Raw genomic sequence first — 17,634 nt, forward strand, 5'->3', positions numbered from 1 at the left:
TCCTTTATGTCCGTGACTGGCGGCACACCCAAACGGCTGATCGTCGCCATCACGGGCGCCACCGGCGCCATCTACGGCGTGCGCCTGCTGCAGGTGCTGCGCGCGGCGCCTTCCGTGGAAACCCATCTGCTGATTTCGCCGGCTGGCGTGATGAACCTGCAGCACGAGCTGGACATCAGCCGTGCCGAGGTGGAGGCACTGGCCAGCGTCGTGCACAACGTGCGCGACATCGGTGCGACCATCGCCAGCGGCTCGTTCCGCGCACAGGCGATGGTGGTGGCCCCCTGCTCCATGCGCACGCTGGCGGCGATAGCGCACGGCCTGTCCGACAACCTGATCACGCGCGCCGCCGACGTCACGCTCAAGGAGCGGCGCAAGCTGGTGCTGATGGTGCGGGAAACGCCGCTGAACCTTGCGCACCTGCGCAATATGACGGCGGTGACGGAAATGGGCGGGATCGTGTTCCCGCCGGTGCCGGGTTTCTACCAGAAGCCACAGAGCATTGCCGAACTGGTCGACCATACGGTCGGGCGCGTGCTCGACCTGGTGGACTTGCCGGAGATCGGCCAGACGCTCGCGCCCAGCTGGGGCGGGCTGAATAGCCGGGCTGGCGACGCCGCCGGCAACTGAAATGCCACCGGCGCGCAGCCTCTCTCTACGCGCCGGCATCCTCCTGCATCATCCTGCCAACGGCTGCCTTTACCAGTGGCGGTATCCCCGGCCGTAGTAGCCATAGCCACCGTAATAGTACGGCCGCGGTGCCACCACGACCGGCGCCGGGGCCACGTACACCGGCGCAGGGCCGACCGCGGGGCCGGCGGGCGTGGGATAGACGGCGCAGCCGCCCAGCAGGGTGACGGATGCCGCTGCGGCAGCCAGTCCAATCGTCAGCATTCTCATGATTTGTCCTTGGGGTCGGAACGGGCATGTGCCTGCCCTGCTGACGTTATACGGGCAGAAACCGTAATACGGCGTCAAAGGCGTGTAAGGCTTGTTACCGTTCCCTACGCGCCTTGTAACACATCCAGAGATGCCGTCAGATCTCGAACCGTATCCCCTGCGCCAGCGGCAGCGAATCGCCATAGTTGATGGTGTTGGTGGCGCGGCGCATATAGCCCTTCCACGCATCCGATCCCGACTCGCGGCCCCCGCCGGTCGCCTTTTCCCCACCGAAGGCGCCGCCGATCTCCGCGCCGCTGGTGCCGATGTTGACGTTGGCGATGCCGCAGTCGCTGCCTGCCGAGGACAGGAAGCGCTCGGCCTCGCGCATCGATTCCGTGAAGATGCACGACGATAGCCCGTGCGCCGCGGCATTGTTCAGCGCGATGGCCTCGTCCAGCGTGGTGTACGGCATCATGTACAGGATCGGCGCGAAGGTTTCGGTCAGCATGGTGTCGTGCTGTTCGTCGGTCATGACCAGCGCGGGCCGCACATAACAGGCATGCGGGTAGCGGTCGGCGAGCAGCCGTTCGCCGCCGGTGACGATATTGCCTTGCGCGCGGCAGGCGGCCAGCGCATTGGCCATGGCATCGCCCGCGGCAGTATCGATCAGCGGGCCGACCAGGGTGCCGTCGGCGAGCGGGTCGCCGACGGGCAGGCGGTCGAACACCGTGATCAGCCGGCTCGCCATGGTGTCCATCAGGTCGGCGTGGATAAAGCAGCGACGCAGCGTGGTGCAACGCTGGCCCGCCGTGCCGGCCGCGGCAAAGGTGATGGCCCGCACCGCCAGCTCGATGTCGGCCGAGGGCGCGATGATGGCGGCATTGTTGCCGCCCAGCTCCAGGATGCTGCGCTTGAAGTGCCCGGCGCAGGCAATGCCGACCTCGCGGCCCATGCGGGTCGAGCCGGTGGCGCTGACCAGCCGCACCGCCGGGTGCGATACCAGGTGGGTGCCCAGCATGCGCCCGCCCGGCAGCACCGCCGAGATGCCGGTGTGCTGCGGCGCCGCGGCGGCCAGCACGCGCTCCAGCAGGCCATGCGCGGCCAGCGCGCACAGGGTGACTCTTTCCGAGGGTTTCCAGATCACGCCGTTGCCGCACACCAGCGCCAGCGCCGCATTCCACGCCCACACCGCCACCGGGAAGTTGAAGGCCGAGATCACGCCGCACAGCCCATACGGATGCCAGGTCTCGCGCATTGCATGCTGCGGGCGCTCGGAGGCGATGGTCAGCCCGTGCAGCTGGCGCGACAGCCCGACCGCGAAGTCGCAGATGTCGATCATCTCCTGCACCTCGCCCAGGCCTTCCTGCAGGATCTTGCCGGACTCCAGCGAGACCAGCCGGCCCAGCGCCGGCTTGTGTTCGCGCAGCACCTCGCCGAAGCGCCGCACGATCTCGCCGCGCGCGGGCGCGGGCAGCAGCGCCCAGGTGGTCTGCGCCGCATGGGCGCGGGCGATCAGCGCGTCGGCCTGCGCCGGCGTGCAGGCCGGGACATGGCCGATGGCCTCGCCATCGACCGGCGAGCGTACCGTCACGGTACCGGCCGGCGCGCCCTCCCGCCACGGCCGCGGCAGGCCCAGCGAATCCCAGCAGGCAGCGAACTCTTGCGCTTTCATATGACGGTCTCCTGGAGCGGATGCTGCGTATAGTGGCGGCCGAAGCGATTGGCAAGGAAGGCGTCCAGCGGCATCGACTCCTGCCGCACGAAGCCGGATTGCGGCAGCGCGCCGGTGGCCACCATGTCCAGCGCGGTGCAGATTCCCGCGGCGGTGGTCAGCTGGATCGCGTTGACATGGCCACCCTTGCCATCCACTCCGCCGATGCGCGCCGAGAACGAAGCCTGCGTCAGCGGCCCGCGCCCGCGTTCGCCCCCCGCGGGGTAGCCGGTGGCGGTGGCGAACACGATCACCACGTCCTGGTCGGTCACCGGGATGGCGCGGTCGAAGATATCGCGCAGCCATTCGCGGCGTTCGCGCAGGCGCAGGTCGTTGAGCAGCAGTTTCATCAGCGCGCAATGGCCCGGATAGCGGATGGACTTGTAGTCGACATGGCGCGCGCGGCCGGCCAGCGTCTCGGGCAGCGTGCCCAGGCCGCCAGATGTATTAAAGGCTTCGTACTCGATGCCGTCCAGCGCGAAGCTTTCCAGCCCCTCCAGCGCCGTCAGTTCCACGCGGCGGCCGTCGACGATGGCCTCGCACGGGTTGCAGTACTCGTTGATCAGTCCCTCGGTGCTCCAGGTCAGGTTGTACTTGAGCGCATTGCTGGGGTAGCGCGGCAGCGCGCCGACCCGCATCTGCAGGTCCAGCAGTTCCCCCCCGCCGCGCAGGAAGCGCTGCGCCAGGTCATGCCCGACTACGCCGATAAAGCCCGGCGCCAGCCCGCACTGCGGCATCAGCACCGAGCGCGCGCTTTGCGCCAGCTGGCGGATGGCCTGGGTCGCGGCCACGTCCTCGGTCAGGTCGAAGTAATGCACGCCCAGGCGCGCCGCCACCGAAGCCACGCTGATCGCGGCGTGGAACGGCAGCGCGTTGAGCACGGCATCGGCGCCGGCCAGCAACGCGGCGCAGGTGCCGGGCTCGGTGGGGTCGCCGGCGCGCGCCAGCACGCCGCGCGGCAGGCCGTCGAGGCGGCGTGCGTCATGATCGACCACGCTGACGCGGTAGTCGCCAGTGTCATGCAGCATGCTGGCAATGGTGCGCCCGATCTTGCCCGCACCCAGCACCACCACGTGCAGCGGGCGGGTCGCCTTGGGCAGGTCGCGCGGGGCCTGCCGGCCCAGGTTCGAGGCTTGCATGGTGTCTCCGTCCACAAGAAAAGGTTGTCCTGTTGACTGGAGTATGGATAGCCCGCGCGACACAATGAAGCCACAAGAACGACGAAAACCCGCCATAATCGAACGAAACGACGAACCATCTCGACGCAATGACCGAGCTCGACACCACCGACCGGCACCTGCTGTCGCTGCTGCAGGCCAATGCCCGCGAAAGCGCCGCCAACCTCGCCCGGCACCTGGGTATCGCCCGCACCACCGTGGTCGCGCGCATCGCGCGGCTGGAGCGCAGCGGGGTGATTGCCGGCTACGGCGTGCGGCTGGGGCAGCGCATGGAAGACAACGCCATCCTGGCCTACTGCGGCCTGTCAGTGCAGCCCAAGGCCGCGCCCGCCATCCTGCGCGCGCTGCAGCGCCTGCCCGAGATCGAAGAGGTCAATTCCGTCAGTGGCCCGGTCGACTACCTGGTGGCGATCCGCTGCGACACGCACGACCGGCTGGACCGGCTGCTCGACGAGATCGGCATGCTCGACGGCGTCAACCACACCACCACCTCGATCGTGCTGGCACGCAAGCTCGACCGCCGGCGCGCCGCCGGCTGACGCGGTATGCTGCCAACCCGATCAAGCGTTTGCGGAGCAACAATATGAACAACCCGATCCGTGTCGCCGTGGGCGGCGTGACCGGCTGGGCCGGCGGCGAACTGGCGCGCGGCGTGGCCCATGCGGCCGACATGACCCTGGTGGCCGGCTTGTCGCGCGGCGCCGCCGGGCAGCCTCTGGCGCAGCTGACCGGCCATGCCGATACGCCGGGCATGGCGGCCGCCAGCATCGAGACCCTGGGGGCAACGCCCTACGACGTCTATGTCGAATACACCAAGCCGGGCATCGCCAAGCACAACATCCTGCAGGCGCTGGCGCACGGCGCGCACGTGGTGGTGGGCACTTCGGGGCTGACCGACGAGGACTATGCGGAGATCGATGCGGCCGCACGCCAGGCCGACCGCGGCGTGCTCGCCTGCGGCAATTTCGCCATCACGGTGGTGCTGCTGCAGAAGTTTGCCGAGATGGCCGCGCGCCACCTGGAACACTGGGAGATCATCGACTACGCCAAGGCCGGCAAGATCGATGTGCCCTCTGGCACCGTGCGCGAGCTGGCCTACCGGCTCGGCCAGGTCAAGGCCGCCGCGCAGGCGGTGCCGGTCGACCTGGTCAACGGCCCGAAGGAAACCCGCGGCGCCACCATGTCGGGCACGCAGGTGCACGCGGTGCGGCTGCCGGGCTACCAGCTTGGCGTGGAAGTGATCTTCGGCGCCGACGGCCAGCGCCTGCACCTGAAGCACGAGGCCGGCGACGGCTCCACGCCCTATGTCGCCGGCGCGCTGCTGGCGATCCGCAAGGTCCACACCGTGCGTGGCGTGGTGCGGGGGCTGGACAAGGTGATGGAAGGGCTCTGAGGCCCGCCTGCTGCGGGTGTTACCAGCTGCCAGGCTTCTCCGGCTTGGGCGCAGGCTTCGGTGCGGGCTTGGCGGCGGCTGCCTTGCCGCCCTTGGCCGCGGGCGCCGAGGCCGGATTGAGCTGCTTGTCCACCTCGGCATCCTTGTCCGCCATCAGCACGCGCGCCTGCGGCAGCAGCATTTCGATGGTGCCGGTGTTGGGGTCTTCCGGCATGGCGTAGAGCTCAACCGTCAGCGGCTTGTGCATCCAGCCGGCGTGCAGCGTCTTGACGCTCTTGCCAGCCTTGTCGGGCATGTCGACCTGCTCCTGCCGGAACGGCTTGCCGTACAGCGCGCTGACGCTGTCGGCCGCGGCCTGCTGCGAGTTGGCGCCGGCGGTCGGCACCACCAGGCCGACCAGCGCGTTGCGGTCGACAAAGGCCAGCACAAAGGGGCCGTCCATAAAGGACGGGCGCTGCGCGCGCGGCACGCCGACCTGGCGCATCAGGCCATCGCCCTTCAGTTCGACACAGAATCCGGTGACATCGCGGCCATCGGGCGTGCGCTTGTCGGCGCAATCCGGCAAGGCCGGCAGCGGGTTGCCGATTTCCAGCATGGCCAGCAGCGGCGACAGCGCGCTGTTCTCGGCCTGGGCCTTGGCCGGTGCGGGGGCCGCCGGCCTGGCGGCAGGGGCGGAAGCAGGGGCAGCAATGGCGCCGGCAGCGGCGCCCAGCAGGCCGGCAAGCGCCAGCCCGGCAACGGGGAATTTCAAATCGGACTCCTGATGAACGGCTCCGGGTTGGAGCCCGCCCCGGCCGGGTTGTTCCTGATTGGCGCGGGCGGTGACGGGAAAGTCACCGCCGGCCTGCCGGGCCAGGGGCGAGCAGTAGCTTACCCCATGGCCCTGGCGGCTCCGGCACTTCCAGTCAGTCCAACGAAATGTTATTGGCCTTGATGACCTTGCCCCAGTGCTCGCGGTCGGCTTCGATATAGCGGTCGATCTCGGCCTGCGTGCGCGGGGCCTGCACGACCAGTCCCAGCGCGCTGAAGGTGGAACGGAACTGCGCGTCCTTGAGCACGTGGGCAGCAGCGGCCTGCAGCCTGGCCACCGCATCGGGCGGCGTCTGCGCGGGCACGGCCAGGCCGAACCAGGTGGCGGCCTGGAAGTTGGGATAGCCGCTTTCCGCCACGGTCGGCACGTTGGGCAGCACATCCAGCCGGGTGCGGCCGGTGACCGCCAGGGCCTTGAGCTTGCCTGCCTTGATATGCGGCAGCGAGGTGCTGACCACATCCACCATCAGCTGCACGTCGTTGGCCAGCAGCGCCGACAGCGCCGGGGCGCTGCCGTTGTAGGGCACGTGAGTGACGCTGATGCCCAGCTCGGTCTTGAGCATTTCGGTGGCCAGCTGGAGCGCGTTGCCCAGGCCGACCGAGCCATAGTTGAGCTTGCCGCCCGCGGCCTTGGCGTAGGCCGCGAACTCGCGGATATTGCTGGCCGGGACCTTGGGGTTGGTCACCACCACCAGCGGCACCTCGGCGCCAATGCTGAAGATCCTGAAGTCCTTGGGTGGATCGTAGTTGATCTTCTTGTACAGCATCGGGTTGAGCACCATGCTGCCGTTGGTGGCCAGCACCATGGTGTAGCCGTCTGCGGGCGCACGCGCCACGCTGGTGGTGCCGATCATGGTGGCCGCGCCGGGGCGGTTTTCCACCACCACGGTCTGGCCCAGCTGGCGCGACATGCCGTCGGCCAGCGCGCGGCCGAACTGGTCGGTTGAGCCGCCGGGCGTGTAGGGCACCACCAGCTTGATCGGGCGATCGGGATAGGCAGCCTGCGCGGCCCCGCCCCACATGGCCAGCGCGCACCCCGCGCCGGCTGCCATCGCGGCGAGCCAGGCGCGCCGTCCGCTCGGTTGGTTCTGCATCGCGTCTCCTCCTGTTGTTATCGGTCGTGATCCATGCAGGCCGGGCGGGCGCTCAGACGCGGCGCTGGCGGCCTTCCCAGTATCGGTCACGCAGGCGGCGCTTGGCGAGCTTGCCGGTTTCATCGCGCGGCAGCTGCGCCTCGACCACGATGCTGCGCGGCACCTTGAAGCCCGACAGCCGCTGGCGCAGCCAGTCGATCACCTCGGCCTCGCGGATCTCCACGCCCGGCATCGGCTGCACCATGCCCAGCAGGCGCTCGCCGTATTCGTCGTCGGGGATGCCGAACACTACGCAGTCGGCCACGCCGGGGTAGCGCACCAGCTCGTGCTCGATCTCGGCCGGGTAGATGTTCACGCCGCCGGAGATCACCATGTCCGAGGCGCGGTCGCAGATAAACAGGTAGCCGTCGGCATCGACATAGCCCATGTCGCCCAGCGTCACCAGCCCGTCGCGGTCGATGGCGGCGCGCGCGGCGTCGTTGTTGCGGTAGCTGAAGTCGGGATAGGCGGGCTGGCGCACGTAGACCAGGCCGACTTCGCCCGGCGCGCACTGGCGGCCGTTCTCGTCGAGGATGCGCAGCTGCGCGTCATCGACCGGCTTGCCGGCGGTCCCCGGGCGCGCGGCGGCATCGGCCGGCGTGGCCACGGTGATCATGCCGGCTTCGCTGGAGGCGTAGGTCTCATGGATGACCGGGCCCAGCCATTCCAGCATCGCGCGCTTCACGTCGGGCGAGCACGGCGAGCCGGTGGAGGCAACGAAGCGGATCGATGACAGGTCGTACTTGGCGCGCACCTCGGGCGGCAGCTTGAGCAGGCGCACGTACATGATCGGCACCAGGTAGAGCACGTCGATGCGGTGCTTCTCCACCAGCGCCAGCACCTGCTCGGCATCAAAGCGCGGCGTGAGCACCAGGCGTTCGGCCATCTGCAGCGCGTTCTGGATAAACGAGCCCGGCGCGCTGTGGTACAGCGGCGCCGACATCAGCGTGCGGCAGCCCGGCTCGATACCGTAGGTCTGCCGCACCACCGAGCGCATGCGCGCGAGCTGTTCCTCCAGCCGGTCCAGCGGCAGCGCCTGGCGCACCACGCCCTTGGGCCGGCCGGTGGTGCCGGAGGTGTAGGCCATATGACCGCGCGGTGCCACGCGCGGGCCGTCGTAGGCCGGCTGCTGCGCCAGCCAGCTTTCATAGTCGATGGCGCCTTGCGCGGGGCGGCCCACCGCCAGCACCGTCATGCCGGCCGGCACGGCGTCGCGCACGGCGGGCAGCAGGTCGGCCTGCACCAGCAGCACCCTGGCGCCGCTGTCGGTCAGCAGGAAGCGCACTTCCTCGGCGGTGAAGTGCCAGTTGATCGGGCAGTAGTAGCAGCCGGCGGTGCGGCAGGCATGGACCACGTCGGCATAGGCCGGATCGTTGCGCAGCAGCACGGCGACCACGTCGCCCTCCTGCACGCCCAGCGCGCGCAGGCCGCCGGCCAGGCGGGCGCCGCGCGCCAGCAGTTCTTCGCCGCTGCGGTGCATGTCTTCAAACCAGAGGTCCGTGGCCATCCGTTGTCTCCTGTATGCGATCCGTTCTGTCAGCCGACCACTGTATCGGCGTAGCCGTGGATCGACAATCACGCGCATCGGAATCACAATGTTGCACCAGACGCGACAATCCTGCAGGCAATCCCCGATGGACCTCAACCTGATCCAGGCCTTTGTCGACATCGTCGATGCGGGCAACCTGGCCGAAGCCGGCCGGCGCCGCGGCGTGACGCGCTCACAGGTCAGCCGCCAGCTGCGTGAGCTGGAGCACCAGGCCGGCGCCCAGCTGCTGCGCCGGACCACGCGCCGGCTGGAACTGACCGGGCCCGGCCATGCGCTGTACCAGCACGGCGTGCGCATCCTGCAGGAAGTGGCCTCGGCGCAGGCCGAGATCGACAGCCTGGGACAGACCCTGCGTGGCCATGTGCGCGTGAGCGTGCCTACCGGGCTGGGCGATGCCTATATCGCGCCGCTGCTGCTGCAGTTTGCGCAGAAGCACCCCGGCATCACGCTGCGCGTGTTCTTCGCCAACCGCGTCAACGACCTGATCGCGGCCGAGATCGATGTCGCGCTGAAGGTCACCTCGGCGCCACCGCTGGATCATGTGGCGCGTGAAATCTGCGACATCCGCTGGCAACTGTATGCATCGCCGGAATACCTCGCAGGCATCCCGCCGGTACAAGTGCCGCCGGACCTGACCGGCTGCAACTTCCTGTGCCCGCCGTACCCGCCGCGGCAGTTCCCGCTGTCGCTCTACCGCGACGGGCAGCGCGTGGACGTGGCGCTGACGCCAAAGCTGCAGTCCGAAAACTTCCTGTTCCTGGCGCGCGCCGTGCGCGAGGGCCACGGGATCGGCATGCTGCCGGTCTACATCGGCTGGGAGGAAGTGCGCGCCGGCCGGCTGGTGCCGGTGCTGCCCGACTGGCGCCCGGAGGGGCTGGGCAACAAGCTCTTCATCATCACCACGCCCAACCTGCACCCGTCGATGGCCACCCGCGCGCTGATCGGGTTCCTGCGCGAGGAACTGGACAAGCTTGAGGTGTTCCGCGACGCGGTGGCGTAGCCGGCACCACTGGCCGGTAAACGAACGCTTTCCGGACCCAGGGTCGCAGCCCGCCCTGCAAACTTTCGTTTTGCAAGCTATTCTCCAGAAAACTTGCACTTTGCAAGCAAGTCGACAGGACCAGAACGGCGGAGACCATGCCCCCTACCGATTTCACCTCGATGCCCTGCCCCGTGGCCCGCTCCATGGCCGTGCTGGGCGAACGTTGGGCCATCCTTGTGCTGCGCGAGGCCTTCTACGGCAGCACGCGCTTCGACGAGTTCGAACGCAACCTTGGCATCGCCCCCAACATCCTCAGCGCGCGCCTGAAGACGCTGGTGGCGCACGGGCTGCTGGCCCGCGTCACGCCCGAGGGCGGCGCTCGCCACGTCTACCAGCTGACCGACAAGGGTCGCGACTTCTTCCCGGCCTATGTCGCGCTCAAGGCCTGGGCCGACCGCTGGATGATCGATGAAAAAGGTCCGCTGACGCTGCTGCAGGACCGCCGCACCGGCGCCGAGATTGCCGAGCCGGCGCTGGCGCGCGCCGACGGCAGCGCGATCACGCTGGACGACGTGCGCGTCTTGCCCGGCCCGGGCGCCGGCCGCTTCCTGCGGCAGCGCTTTGGGGAGGCCGAGACCGCTGGCGAGCAAGGGGAGGCCCGCCATGACTGACACGCGCGCATTGCCTGCGGGCGCCCTGCCCGCCGAGGCGGTGCCGGCCACTGAAATTGCGCGCCGCATCGGCAAGCTGGCCGGGCCGACCGCGCTGATCGCCGTGCTGCAGGCCTCGGCCCAGCTGATCGAAACCTGGCTGGCCGCGCGCCAGGGCACGGCGGCGCTGGCCGGCTGGGCGGTGGTGCTGCCGTTTGCGCTGCTGCTGCAGCAGATGTCGACCGGGGCCATGGGCGGCGGCGTGGTCGCGGCCATCGCCCGCGCGCTCGGCGCCAACAAGCGCGAGGAAGCGTCATCGCTGGTGATGCACGCGCTGCTGATCGCAGTGACCGCCGGACTGGCCTTTGCGGTGGTGCTGGCGGGCTTCCCGCGCGGCGTGCTGGGCGCGGTGGCCGGCGCCACGGCGGCGGAGGCCGCTGCCAACTATGCGATCTGGCTGTTCGGTGCCGGCGCGATTCCGGCGTGGCTGGCCAATACGCTGGCCTCGGTGCTGCGCGGCGGCGGCCGCCATGCGCTGGCCGCACGCGTGCTGGCGCTGATGTGGATCGCCTTCCCGGTGCTGTCGTGGCTGCTGGCCGAGCCCGCCGGCATGGGGCTGGCCGGCATCGGCGCCGCGCTGGCGGCGGTGTCGTGGGCCGCGGCGCTGGCCATGGCGATCGTGGTGGCGCGCGGCGGCGCTGGCTTCGTGCCGGTGCTGCGGGTACGGCCGTCGTGGGAGTTGTTCGCGCGCATCCTGTCGGTGGGGCTGGTGGCATGCGCGCTGGCCTCGGTGGCCAACCTGACCACCATCCTGGTCACCGCGCAACTGCGCCACCACGGCACCGCGGCAGTGGCGGCCTATGGCATCTCGGCGCGGCTGGAATTCCTGATGATCCCGCTGGCCTTTGGCGTGGGCTCGGCGCTGACCGCGCTGGTCGGCCGCGCCGTGGGCGCAGGCGACTGGCATACCGCGCGCCGCACGGCATGGGTCGGCGCGTTCCTGGCGCTGGTCATCGCCGGCACCGCCGGCATTGCCGTGGGCCTGGCGCCGGTGCGCTTTGCCAGCCTGTTCACCCATGACGCCGAAGTGATCGCCATCGCCGCGCGCGCCCTGTCATGGGTAGGGCCGGCCTTCGGCGGCTTCGGCCTGGGGATGGCGCTGTACTTTGCCTCGATGGGCGCAGGCCGCATGCGCTGGCCGGTGGCCGCGGGGCTGTGCCGGATCGCGCTGGCGGTAGGCGGCGGCTGGCTGCTGGCCAACGTGTTCGGGATGGGGCTGGACGGACACTTCCTGGGGGTGGCGCTGGGGATTACGGCCTATGGCGTGGTCACGGCACTGGGGGTGCGGCAAGGGGAATGGTCGGCGCGGTAAGTGCCATGCGGCTGGCAGGCGCCAGCCGCCCCTGCTACCGCCTCAACACCTTCGCATCCCCCTGCATCCCCGCATCGCGCACATCCTGCGGCACCGACGGCCAGCCGCCGCCGAGCGACTTGTACAACGCCGCAGTGCCGGTCAGCACGTCCACCTGCCCCTGCACCGCCGACAGCTGCGCGGCGAACAGCTTCTCCTGCGCCGTGGTCACCTCCAGGTAGCTGGAATAGCCGCCTTCGTAGCGCGCGCTCGACTGGTCGGCATAGACCACCAGGCTCTTCTCCTGCTGGCGCAGGCTCACCAGGCGGTTGCGTGTCTCGATGCCGTTGGAAAGGGCACTGTTGACGTCGGCCAGCGCCGCCAGCACGGTGCCCTGGTAGGCCAGCATGGCCTGCTCGCGCTGTGCCGATGCAGTCTGCACCTGGCCGCGGATGGCGCCGCCCTGGAAGATCGGCTGGGTCAGCCCCGCGCCGAAGCCCCATACCTGAGAGGCGCTGTGCCACAGCCCCGCCGGCGAGCTGGCGATGGCGCCGAACAGGCCACTCAGGTTGACGGCCGGCAAGTAGAGAGCCTGTGCCGCGCCCAGCTGCGCGTTGGCGGCAATGGCGGACTGCTCGGCCTGCAGCACGTCCGGCCGGCGCGACAGCAGCGCGGCTGGCAGGTCCGCACCCACCGGCGGCGGCTGCAGTTCATTGACCGGCTTGCCGCGCTCGATCGGCCCCGGCTCGCGGCCCAGCAGCACCGACAGCGCGTTCTCGGTCTGCGCGATGCCGCTGCGCAGCACCGGGATCGTCGCCTCGGTCACATAGAAATCGTTCTCTGCCTGCGACAGCTCAACCTGTGAGATGACCCCGCCCTCATAGCGCTGCCGGAAGATATCCAGCCCAGCCCCGCGCGCCTTCAGCGTCTGCTGCGCGATCTCCAGCTGCGCGTCCAGCCCGCGCAGCGTGGCATAGCCCTGCACCACCGATGCCGCCAGTGACAGCACCACGCCACGGCGCGCGTACTCGGCGTTCCACAGGCTGGCCTCGGCGGACTCCGCCTGGCGCCGGATGCGGCCCCACAGGTCGATCTCCCAGCTGGCATTGGCGAGCAGCTGGTAGGAATTGCGCGGGCCATCGAGCGACGCGAACGGCGTGCCGTTGAAGGTGCCGGCGCGCTGGCGCGTGGCCGCCGCCGACAGGTTCACCTGGGGGAAGAATCCCGAGCGCACCACCATCAGCTGGCCGCGGAACTCATCGATGCGGGCCGCGGCAATGCGCACGTCGTAGCTGTTGCGCAGCGCCGTCTCGACCAGCGTGTTCAGCACCGGGTCGTCGAAGCTGTCCCACCAGGCGCTGTCCGCGGCAACGGACAGCACGCCGGTGTCGATGCGGTACTCGGCCGGCTCGGGCGTGGCCGGGCGCTCGTAGTTGGGGCCGATGGCGCAGCCGCCCAGCGCCGCGGCCAGGCAGGCACCGGCCAGCTGGTGGCGTGCGCTCATGACGGTTCTCCGGCCGGTGGCGTGGTGGGCGCGGCCCCGGCCTTGGGCTTCGGCTTGCGCTCGGACATCACCTCCAGCCCCCAGAAGAACATCGGGATGAAGAACAGCGCAATCACCGTGGCGCCGAGCATCCCGCCGATCACGCCGGTGCCCAGCGACTGTCGGCTGGCCGCCGACGCGCCGCTTGCGATCGCCAGCGGCACGCAGCCGAGGATAAAGGCGAGCGAGGTCATGATGATCGGGCGCAGGCGCAGCTTGGCCGCATGCAAGGCGGCATCGTAGGCACTGAGGCCTTCCTTGTGCCGGATTTCCACCGCGAACTCGAAGATCAGGATGGCATTCTTCGCCGCCAGCGCAATCAGCACCGTCAGCCCGATCTGGAAGTAGACGTCGTTCTGCATGCCGCGCAACAGGATGGCAACCAGTGCACCGAACAGCGCGAACGGTACCGCCAGCAGGACACCGAACGGCAGCGACCATTTTTCGTACTGCGCCGCGAGGATCAGGAACACCATCAGCAAGGCAAAGGCAAAGACCATCGCTGCCGTCGATCCGGCGGTCTTCTCCTCGTACGCCTGTCCGCTCCAGGCAAAACTGTAGCCCTGGCCAAGCACTTCCCGCGCCACGTCCTCCATGGCCGCAAGCGCCTGGCCAGAGCTGTAGCCTGGCGCGGCATCGCCCATGATCTTGGCGGCCGGGAAATTGTTGAAGCGGGTCATGATATCGGCGCCCGGGACATACCGGGATGTCGTCACCGCCTTGATCGGCACCATTTCGCCGTTGCGGTTGCGCACGTAGACCTTGTCGAGATCCTCCGGACGCGAGCGGTAGTCGGCCTCGGCCTGCAGGATCACCTGGAACAGCCGGCTGTTCTTCGGGAACTGGCTGACGAAGAGCGAACCGAACATGGTCTGCAGCGCGGAATAGACCTGCTCGACGGGCACGCCCTGGGTTTCGGAGCGTTCGCGATCCACCTCCACCAGCAACTGGCGCGAGCGCGTGTTGATGGTGGAATTGATCCCGGTCAGCTCTGGCCGCTGCCGCGCCTTGGCGATAAAGGCATGCACCCGCTCCTCCAGTTGCTGGTAGGTGCCGTCCGCCGTGCTCTGGAGCCAGAACTCAAAACCACCGGTCGTTCCCAGGCCCGGGATCGAGGGCGGGTTGATCGGAATGGTCACACCGTCCTGGTAGCTCGCAAACTCCTTCTTCGCCTTGACGATCAGATCCGCCGCGCTCTCGCCCTCCTTGCGGTCATGGAAGCCCTTCAGCGTGATGAACAAGGTGGAAGCATTGGCCTTGTTCTGCGAATCGATCAGGCTGTACCCGTCCACGGACGCCACCGAGCTGACGCCGGGCTGCTTGGCGTACCAGGCCTCGGCACGGGAGGAGAGATTGCCGGTGCGGTCCAGGCTGGCCGCATCCGGCATCACCACGGCACCGAACAGATAGCCCTGGTCCTCCACCGGCAGGAACGACGACGGTATCCGCACGAACATCAGCACGCTCACCCCGATCATGACAAGGATGATGACGATGGAGATCACCGTCCGCCTGATCACGAGCTGCAGCGACTTGTCGTACCCCTGGATCATGCGATCGAACGAATTGTTGAACCACTGGAAGAAGCGGTTCTTCTTGTGCTCGCCGGGCTTGAGCAGGATTGCCGCAAGCGCCGGGGACAGTGTCAGTGCCACCACCCCGGACAGCACCACCGACACCGCGATGGTGACGGCAAACTGCTTGTAGAGCTGGCCGGTAATGCCGGACAGGAACGCCACCGGGATGAATACCGCCAGCAGCACCAGCACGATCGCAACCACGGGGCCGCTCACCTCGTCCATGGCACGCTTGGCCGCCTCCTTTGGCGGCAGCTTGAACTCCACCATGTTGCGCTCGACGTTCTCGATCACCACGATCGCGTCGTCAACCACAATGCCGATGGCCAGCACCATCCCGAACAAGGTCAGCATGTTGACCGAGAAGCCGAACATGCTCATGCCGACGAAGGCGCCGATGATCGACACCGGCACGGCAAGGATCGGCACGATGGTTGCGCGCAGGCTCTGCAGGAACAGGTAGACGACCAGAATCACGAGGATCACCGCATCGCGCAGCGTGTGCACCACCTCGTTGATCGATTCGTTCACAAACTCGGTGGTGTCGAGCGCGACCTCATATTCCAGCCCCGGCGGGAACGACTTCTTCAGTTCCGCCAGCGTGCTGCGCACCTGCTTGGCCACGTCCAGCGCATTGGCGCCCGGCTGCTGGTAGACCGCCAGCAGCGTGGCGGTCTTGCCCTTGTAGCGGCTGCGCAGCGAATAGTCCTTGATGCCTAGCTCGGCCCTGCCGATGTCCTTGAGCCGCACCAGCGCGGCGTCGCCCGACTGCGCGCGCAGGATCATGTTCTCGAACTCGGCGGGCTCGGTCATCTGGCCCTTGGTCGCAATCGGGAACGTCTGCAGGACTGTGCCCGTGGTCGGCGACTGCCCGATACGGCCGGCGGAGAACTGTTGGTTCTGCGCGCTGACAGCGTTCTTGACGTCTTCCGTGGTAATGCCCAGCGACGCCATCCGGTCCGGCCGCAGCCAGATCCGCATGGCGTAGTCCGGATTGCCGAAGATCGCCGACTGGTTGGCGCCGGGAATGCGCTTGAGCGCATCCAGCACATAGATGTTGGCGTAGTTGCCGACAAAGGTCTGGTCGTAGCTGTTGTCCGGCGAGAAGATGGCGATCACCATCATGAACGCGGACGAGCGCTTCTGCACGGAAACGCCCTGGGCCGTGACCGCTTCAGGCAGGGTCGGCAGCGCCAGGTTGACGCGGTTCTGCACGTCTACCTGCGCCAGTTGCGGATCGGTTCCGATCTCGAAATACACCGTCAAGGTCAGGTCACCCGTCGAGGAACTCGTCGAGTTCATGTACATCATCCGGTCCGCGCCGTTGACCTGCTGCTCGATCGGCGCCGCGACGTTCTGCGCGACCACTTCCGCGCTGGCTCCGGGGTATCGAGTCGTCACCGTGATCGACGGCGGCGTGACGTCCGGGAACTGGGCAATCGGCAGTTTGGTCAGCGCGACCAGGCCACCCACCACGATGATGATCGACAGAACCGACGCAAAGATGGGCCGGTCGATAAAGAAGTGGGCAAGCTTCATGGCTTGCTCCCTGCGCTCTCCGTGCCCCTGGCCTGGGCGGGCGATGACGCGCCTGGCGCACCTGGCGCGCTGGCGGCGGCCGCACCTGCCGCGGGCTTCTGTCCGGGAACAGCCTCGACGGCCTTGACCGGCGCGTCGGGCGTCAGCCGCAGCCCGCCGCTGACGACCACGCGCTCGCCGGCCTTCAGGCCGGAGCGGATAACCCAGTTGTCACCGGTCCACTGGCCCACGTCGACCACGCGCTGCTGGGCCTTGTTGTCCGCGCCGACCACCCACACCATCTGCCCGCGCGGGCCCTGGATGACGGCTTCCTGCGGCACCGCCACGGCCTTGGTGCGCTCGGCGCCATGCAGCTTCACGCGCACGAACTGGCCGGGGCGCAGCGTGCCATCCGGGTTGGCAACCTCGGCGCGGATCATATAGGTGCCGGTCTCGGCACTGAACGAGGCATCGGCAAAGGTGATCTTGCCGTGATGCGGGAACTGGCTGCCATCGGCCATCACGATCACCACGTCAAAGGCGCCCTTGGGCGGGAACTTGAGCGCGCCGGATTCCTGCTCCGAGCGTGACAACAGCACCTCGTTCTCGGACAGGCTGAAGTTGACCCACATCGGGTCGAGCTTGGCCACGTAGGTCAGCAGGCTGTTCGACGGATCGATATAGCTGCCGGCCTGCTTCTTGGCAAAGCTCGACACGCCGGTGACCGGTGACTTGATCGTGGTATAGCCCAGGTTCAGCCTGGCATTAGTGACATTGGCCCGGGCCCCCTCCACCGCGGCCGCGGCGGCCTGCTGCTTGCCAACGGCGTCGTCCAGGTCGCGCTGGCTCAGCGCATTGCGCTCGGCCAGCGGGCGCACCCGCGCCAGGTCGGCATTGGCGGTCTTGAGCCGCGCCACCTGCTGCGCCATTTCGGCGTTGGCCGCATCCAGCGCCGCGGCGAACGGCTTGGGATCCATCAGGAACATGGTCTCGCCGGCCTTGACCACCGCGCCCTCGGTATAGACGCGCCGGTCCAGGAAGCCATTGACGCGCGCGCGGATCTCTACCTGCTGCGAGCTCTGGGTCTGGCCGACGAAGTCATAGACGATCGGCACATCGCGCAGCGCCACCGTCATCGTGCCAACCTCGGCCGCGGGCGGTGCACTGGGCGCCGGTTTGTCCTTGCCGCAGGCGGCCAGCGTCATCGCGCAGACCAGCCAGAGCGCGCCGCGCCAATGGAAAGCAGTGTTCACGGATCCCTCTCCCGCCATGGTTATGCACGCGATTGCCGCGCGCGCACGCCGGCGACCTTCCGTCGTGCCGGACCGGTGGCCGCACTCGCCTCTTTACCGGCAGG

At 68.5% G+C, this 17,634-nt stretch carries 15 protein-coding genes; 6 read left to right on the forward strand and 9 right to left on the reverse strand.

Annotated features, from left to right (window positions below; genetic code table 11):
- Positions 1–6 precede the first annotated feature (6 nt).
- Complete coding sequence (locus AC3WL8_RS10585) at positions 7–630, forward strand: UbiX family flavin prenyltransferase (RefSeq protein ID WP_013958137.1); 624 nt, start codon at positions 7–9, stop codon at positions 628–630.
- A 69-nt stretch (positions 631–699) separates the two neighbouring features.
- Here AC3WL8_RS10585 and AC3WL8_RS10590 read toward each other — a convergent pair whose 3' ends face one another.
- From AC3WL8_RS10590 to AC3WL8_RS10600, 3 genes are all read right to left on the reverse strand, one after another.
- Complete coding sequence (locus AC3WL8_RS10590; protein WP_013958138.1) at positions 700–894, reverse strand: hypothetical protein; 195 nt, start codon at positions 892–894, stop codon at positions 700–702.
- A gap of 142 nt (positions 895–1,036) precedes the next feature.
- Entirely contained in the window at positions 1,037–2,554 is a 1,518-nt protein-coding gene (gene amaB / locus AC3WL8_RS10595; protein ID WP_492378260.1) for an L-piperidine-6-carboxylate dehydrogenase, read from the reverse strand.
- Complete coding sequence (locus AC3WL8_RS10600) at positions 2,551–3,732, reverse strand: saccharopine dehydrogenase family protein (protein ID WP_013958140.1); 1,182 nt, start codon at positions 3,730–3,732, stop codon at positions 2,551–2,553. Before AC3WL8_RS10600 ends, amaB begins: the two co-directional genes overlap by 4 nt.
- Positions 3,733–3,860: 128 nt before the next feature.
- On the opposite strand from AC3WL8_RS10600, the gene AC3WL8_RS10605 reads away from it, so the two are divergent.
- Both AC3WL8_RS10605 and dapB read left to right on the forward strand, forming a co-directional pair.
- A complete protein-coding gene (locus AC3WL8_RS10605; protein ID WP_010809873.1) occupies positions 3,861–4,310 on the forward strand; it encodes an Lrp/AsnC family transcriptional regulator in 450 nt (149 codons plus the stop codon).
- Positions 4,311–4,354: 44 nt separating this feature from the next.
- The gene (gene dapB / locus AC3WL8_RS10610) at positions 4,355–5,164 is read left to right on the forward strand and encodes a 4-hydroxy-tetrahydrodipicolinate reductase (protein WP_492378261.1); all 810 of its coding nucleotides are present in this window, start codon (positions 4,355–4,357) and stop codon (positions 5,162–5,164) included.
- 19 nt (positions 5,165–5,183) lie between these two features.
- Here the strand turns inward: dapB and AC3WL8_RS10615 are convergent, their stop codons facing one another.
- From AC3WL8_RS10615 to AC3WL8_RS10625, 3 genes are all read right to left on the reverse strand, one after another.
- A complete protein-coding gene (locus AC3WL8_RS10615) occupies positions 5,184–5,915 on the reverse strand; it encodes a hypothetical protein (RefSeq protein ID WP_153955457.1) in 732 nt (243 codons plus the stop codon).
- A gap of 154 nt (positions 5,916–6,069) precedes the next feature.
- Positions 6,070–7,068: a Bug family tripartite tricarboxylate transporter substrate binding protein gene (locus AC3WL8_RS10620; protein WP_013958143.1), complete on the reverse strand. Its 999-nt coding sequence runs from the start codon at positions 7,066–7,068 to the stop codon at positions 6,070–6,072.
- 52 nt (positions 7,069–7,120) lie between these two features.
- On the reverse strand, positions 7,121–8,614 hold the full coding sequence (locus tag AC3WL8_RS10625) for an acyl-CoA synthetase (protein ID WP_013958144.1): 1,494 nt from the start codon (positions 8,612–8,614) through the stop codon (positions 7,121–7,123).
- A gap of 127 nt (positions 8,615–8,741) precedes the next feature.
- On the opposite strand from AC3WL8_RS10625, the gene AC3WL8_RS10630 reads away from it, so the two are divergent.
- The 3 genes from AC3WL8_RS10630 (at position 8,742) to AC3WL8_RS10640 (ending at position 11,660) form a co-directional block, all read left to right on the forward strand.
- Positions 8,742–9,656, forward strand: coding sequence for a LysR family transcriptional regulator (locus AC3WL8_RS10630; RefSeq protein WP_211980348.1), 915 nt, complete (start codon positions 8,742–8,744; stop codon positions 9,654–9,656).
- Between the two features lie 137 nt (positions 9,657–9,793).
- Positions 9,794–10,309 (forward strand): winged helix-turn-helix transcriptional regulator, encoded by a 516-nt coding sequence (locus tag AC3WL8_RS10635; protein WP_013958146.1) that lies wholly within the window; start codon positions 9,794–9,796, stop codon positions 10,307–10,309.
- A complete protein-coding gene (locus AC3WL8_RS10640; RefSeq protein WP_153955453.1) occupies positions 10,302–11,660 on the forward strand; it encodes an MATE family efflux transporter in 1,359 nt (452 codons plus the stop codon). The genes AC3WL8_RS10635 and AC3WL8_RS10640 overlap by 8 nt, the downstream gene beginning before the upstream one ends.
- 34 nt (positions 11,661–11,694) lie before the next feature.
- On the opposite strand, the gene AC3WL8_RS10645 is transcribed toward AC3WL8_RS10640, so the two are convergent.
- Genes AC3WL8_RS10645 through AC3WL8_RS10655 form a run of 3 tightly spaced genes read right to left on the reverse strand, consistent with a single transcriptional unit; the run spans position 11,695 to position 17,530 of the window.
- The gene (locus tag AC3WL8_RS10645) at positions 11,695–13,143 is read right to left on the reverse strand and encodes an efflux transporter outer membrane subunit (RefSeq protein ID WP_211980349.1); all 1,449 of its coding nucleotides are present in this window, start codon (positions 13,141–13,143) and stop codon (positions 11,695–11,697) included.
- On the reverse strand, positions 13,140–16,298 hold the full coding sequence (locus AC3WL8_RS10650) for an efflux RND transporter permease subunit (protein ID WP_153955451.1): 3,159 nt from the start codon (positions 16,296–16,298) through the stop codon (positions 13,140–13,142). The genes AC3WL8_RS10645 and AC3WL8_RS10650 overlap by 4 nt, the downstream gene beginning before the upstream one ends.
- Entirely contained in the window at positions 16,295–17,530 is a 1,236-nt protein-coding gene (locus tag AC3WL8_RS10655) for an efflux RND transporter periplasmic adaptor subunit (RefSeq protein WP_211980350.1), read from the reverse strand. Before AC3WL8_RS10655 ends, AC3WL8_RS10650 begins: the two co-directional genes overlap by 4 nt.
- Between the last annotated feature and the right edge of the window lie 104 nt (positions 17,531–17,634).

Source organism: Cupriavidus sp. FW305-F7 (assembly GCF_058782875.1).

Excerpts from the sequence above, each read along its gene's own strand:
- AC3WL8_RS10605 (WP_010809873.1), top strand. The coding sequence starts at position 3,861 with ATGACCGAGCTCGACACCACCGACCGGCACCTGCTGTCGCTGCTGCAG.
- AC3WL8_RS10620 (WP_013958143.1), bottom strand. The coding sequence starts at position 7,068 with ATGCAGAACCAACCGAGCGGACGGCGCGCCTGGCTCGCCGCGATGGCA.
- AC3WL8_RS10630 (WP_211980348.1), top strand. The coding sequence starts at position 8,742 with ATGGACCTCAACCTGATCCAGGCCTTTGTCGACATCGTCGATGCGGGC.
- dapB (WP_492378261.1), top strand. The coding sequence starts at position 4,355 with ATGAACAACCCGATCCGTGTCGCCGTGGGCGGCGTGACCGGCTGGGCC.
- AC3WL8_RS10625 (WP_013958144.1), bottom strand. The coding sequence starts at position 8,614 with ATGGCCACGGACCTCTGGTTTGAAGACATGCACCGCAGCGGCGAAGAA.
- amaB (WP_492378260.1), bottom strand. The coding sequence starts at position 2,554 with ATGAAAGCGCAAGAGTTCGCTGCCTGCTGGGATTCGCTGGGCCTGCCG.
- AC3WL8_RS10585 (WP_013958137.1), top strand. The coding sequence starts at position 7 with ATGTCCGTGACTGGCGGCACACCCAAACGGCTGATCGTCGCCATCACG.
- AC3WL8_RS10590 (WP_013958138.1), bottom strand. The coding sequence starts at position 894 with ATGCTGACGATTGGACTGGCTGCCGCAGCGGCATCCGTCACCCTGCTG.
- AC3WL8_RS10640 (WP_153955453.1), top strand. The coding sequence starts at position 10,302 with ATGACTGACACGCGCGCATTGCCTGCGGGCGCCCTGCCCGCCGAGGCG.
- AC3WL8_RS10635 (WP_013958146.1), top strand. The coding sequence starts at position 9,794 with ATGCCCCCTACCGATTTCACCTCGATGCCCTGCCCCGTGGCCCGCTCC.
- AC3WL8_RS10600 (WP_013958140.1), bottom strand. The coding sequence starts at position 3,732 with ATGCAAGCCTCGAACCTGGGCCGGCAGGCCCCGCGCGACCTGCCCAAG.
- AC3WL8_RS10650 (WP_153955451.1), bottom strand. The coding sequence starts at position 16,298 with ATGAAGCTTGCCCACTTCTTTATCGACCGGCCCATCTTTGCGTCGGTT.
- AC3WL8_RS10645 (WP_211980349.1), bottom strand. The coding sequence starts at position 13,143 with ATGAGCGCACGCCACCAGCTGGCCGGTGCCTGCCTGGCCGCGGCGCTG.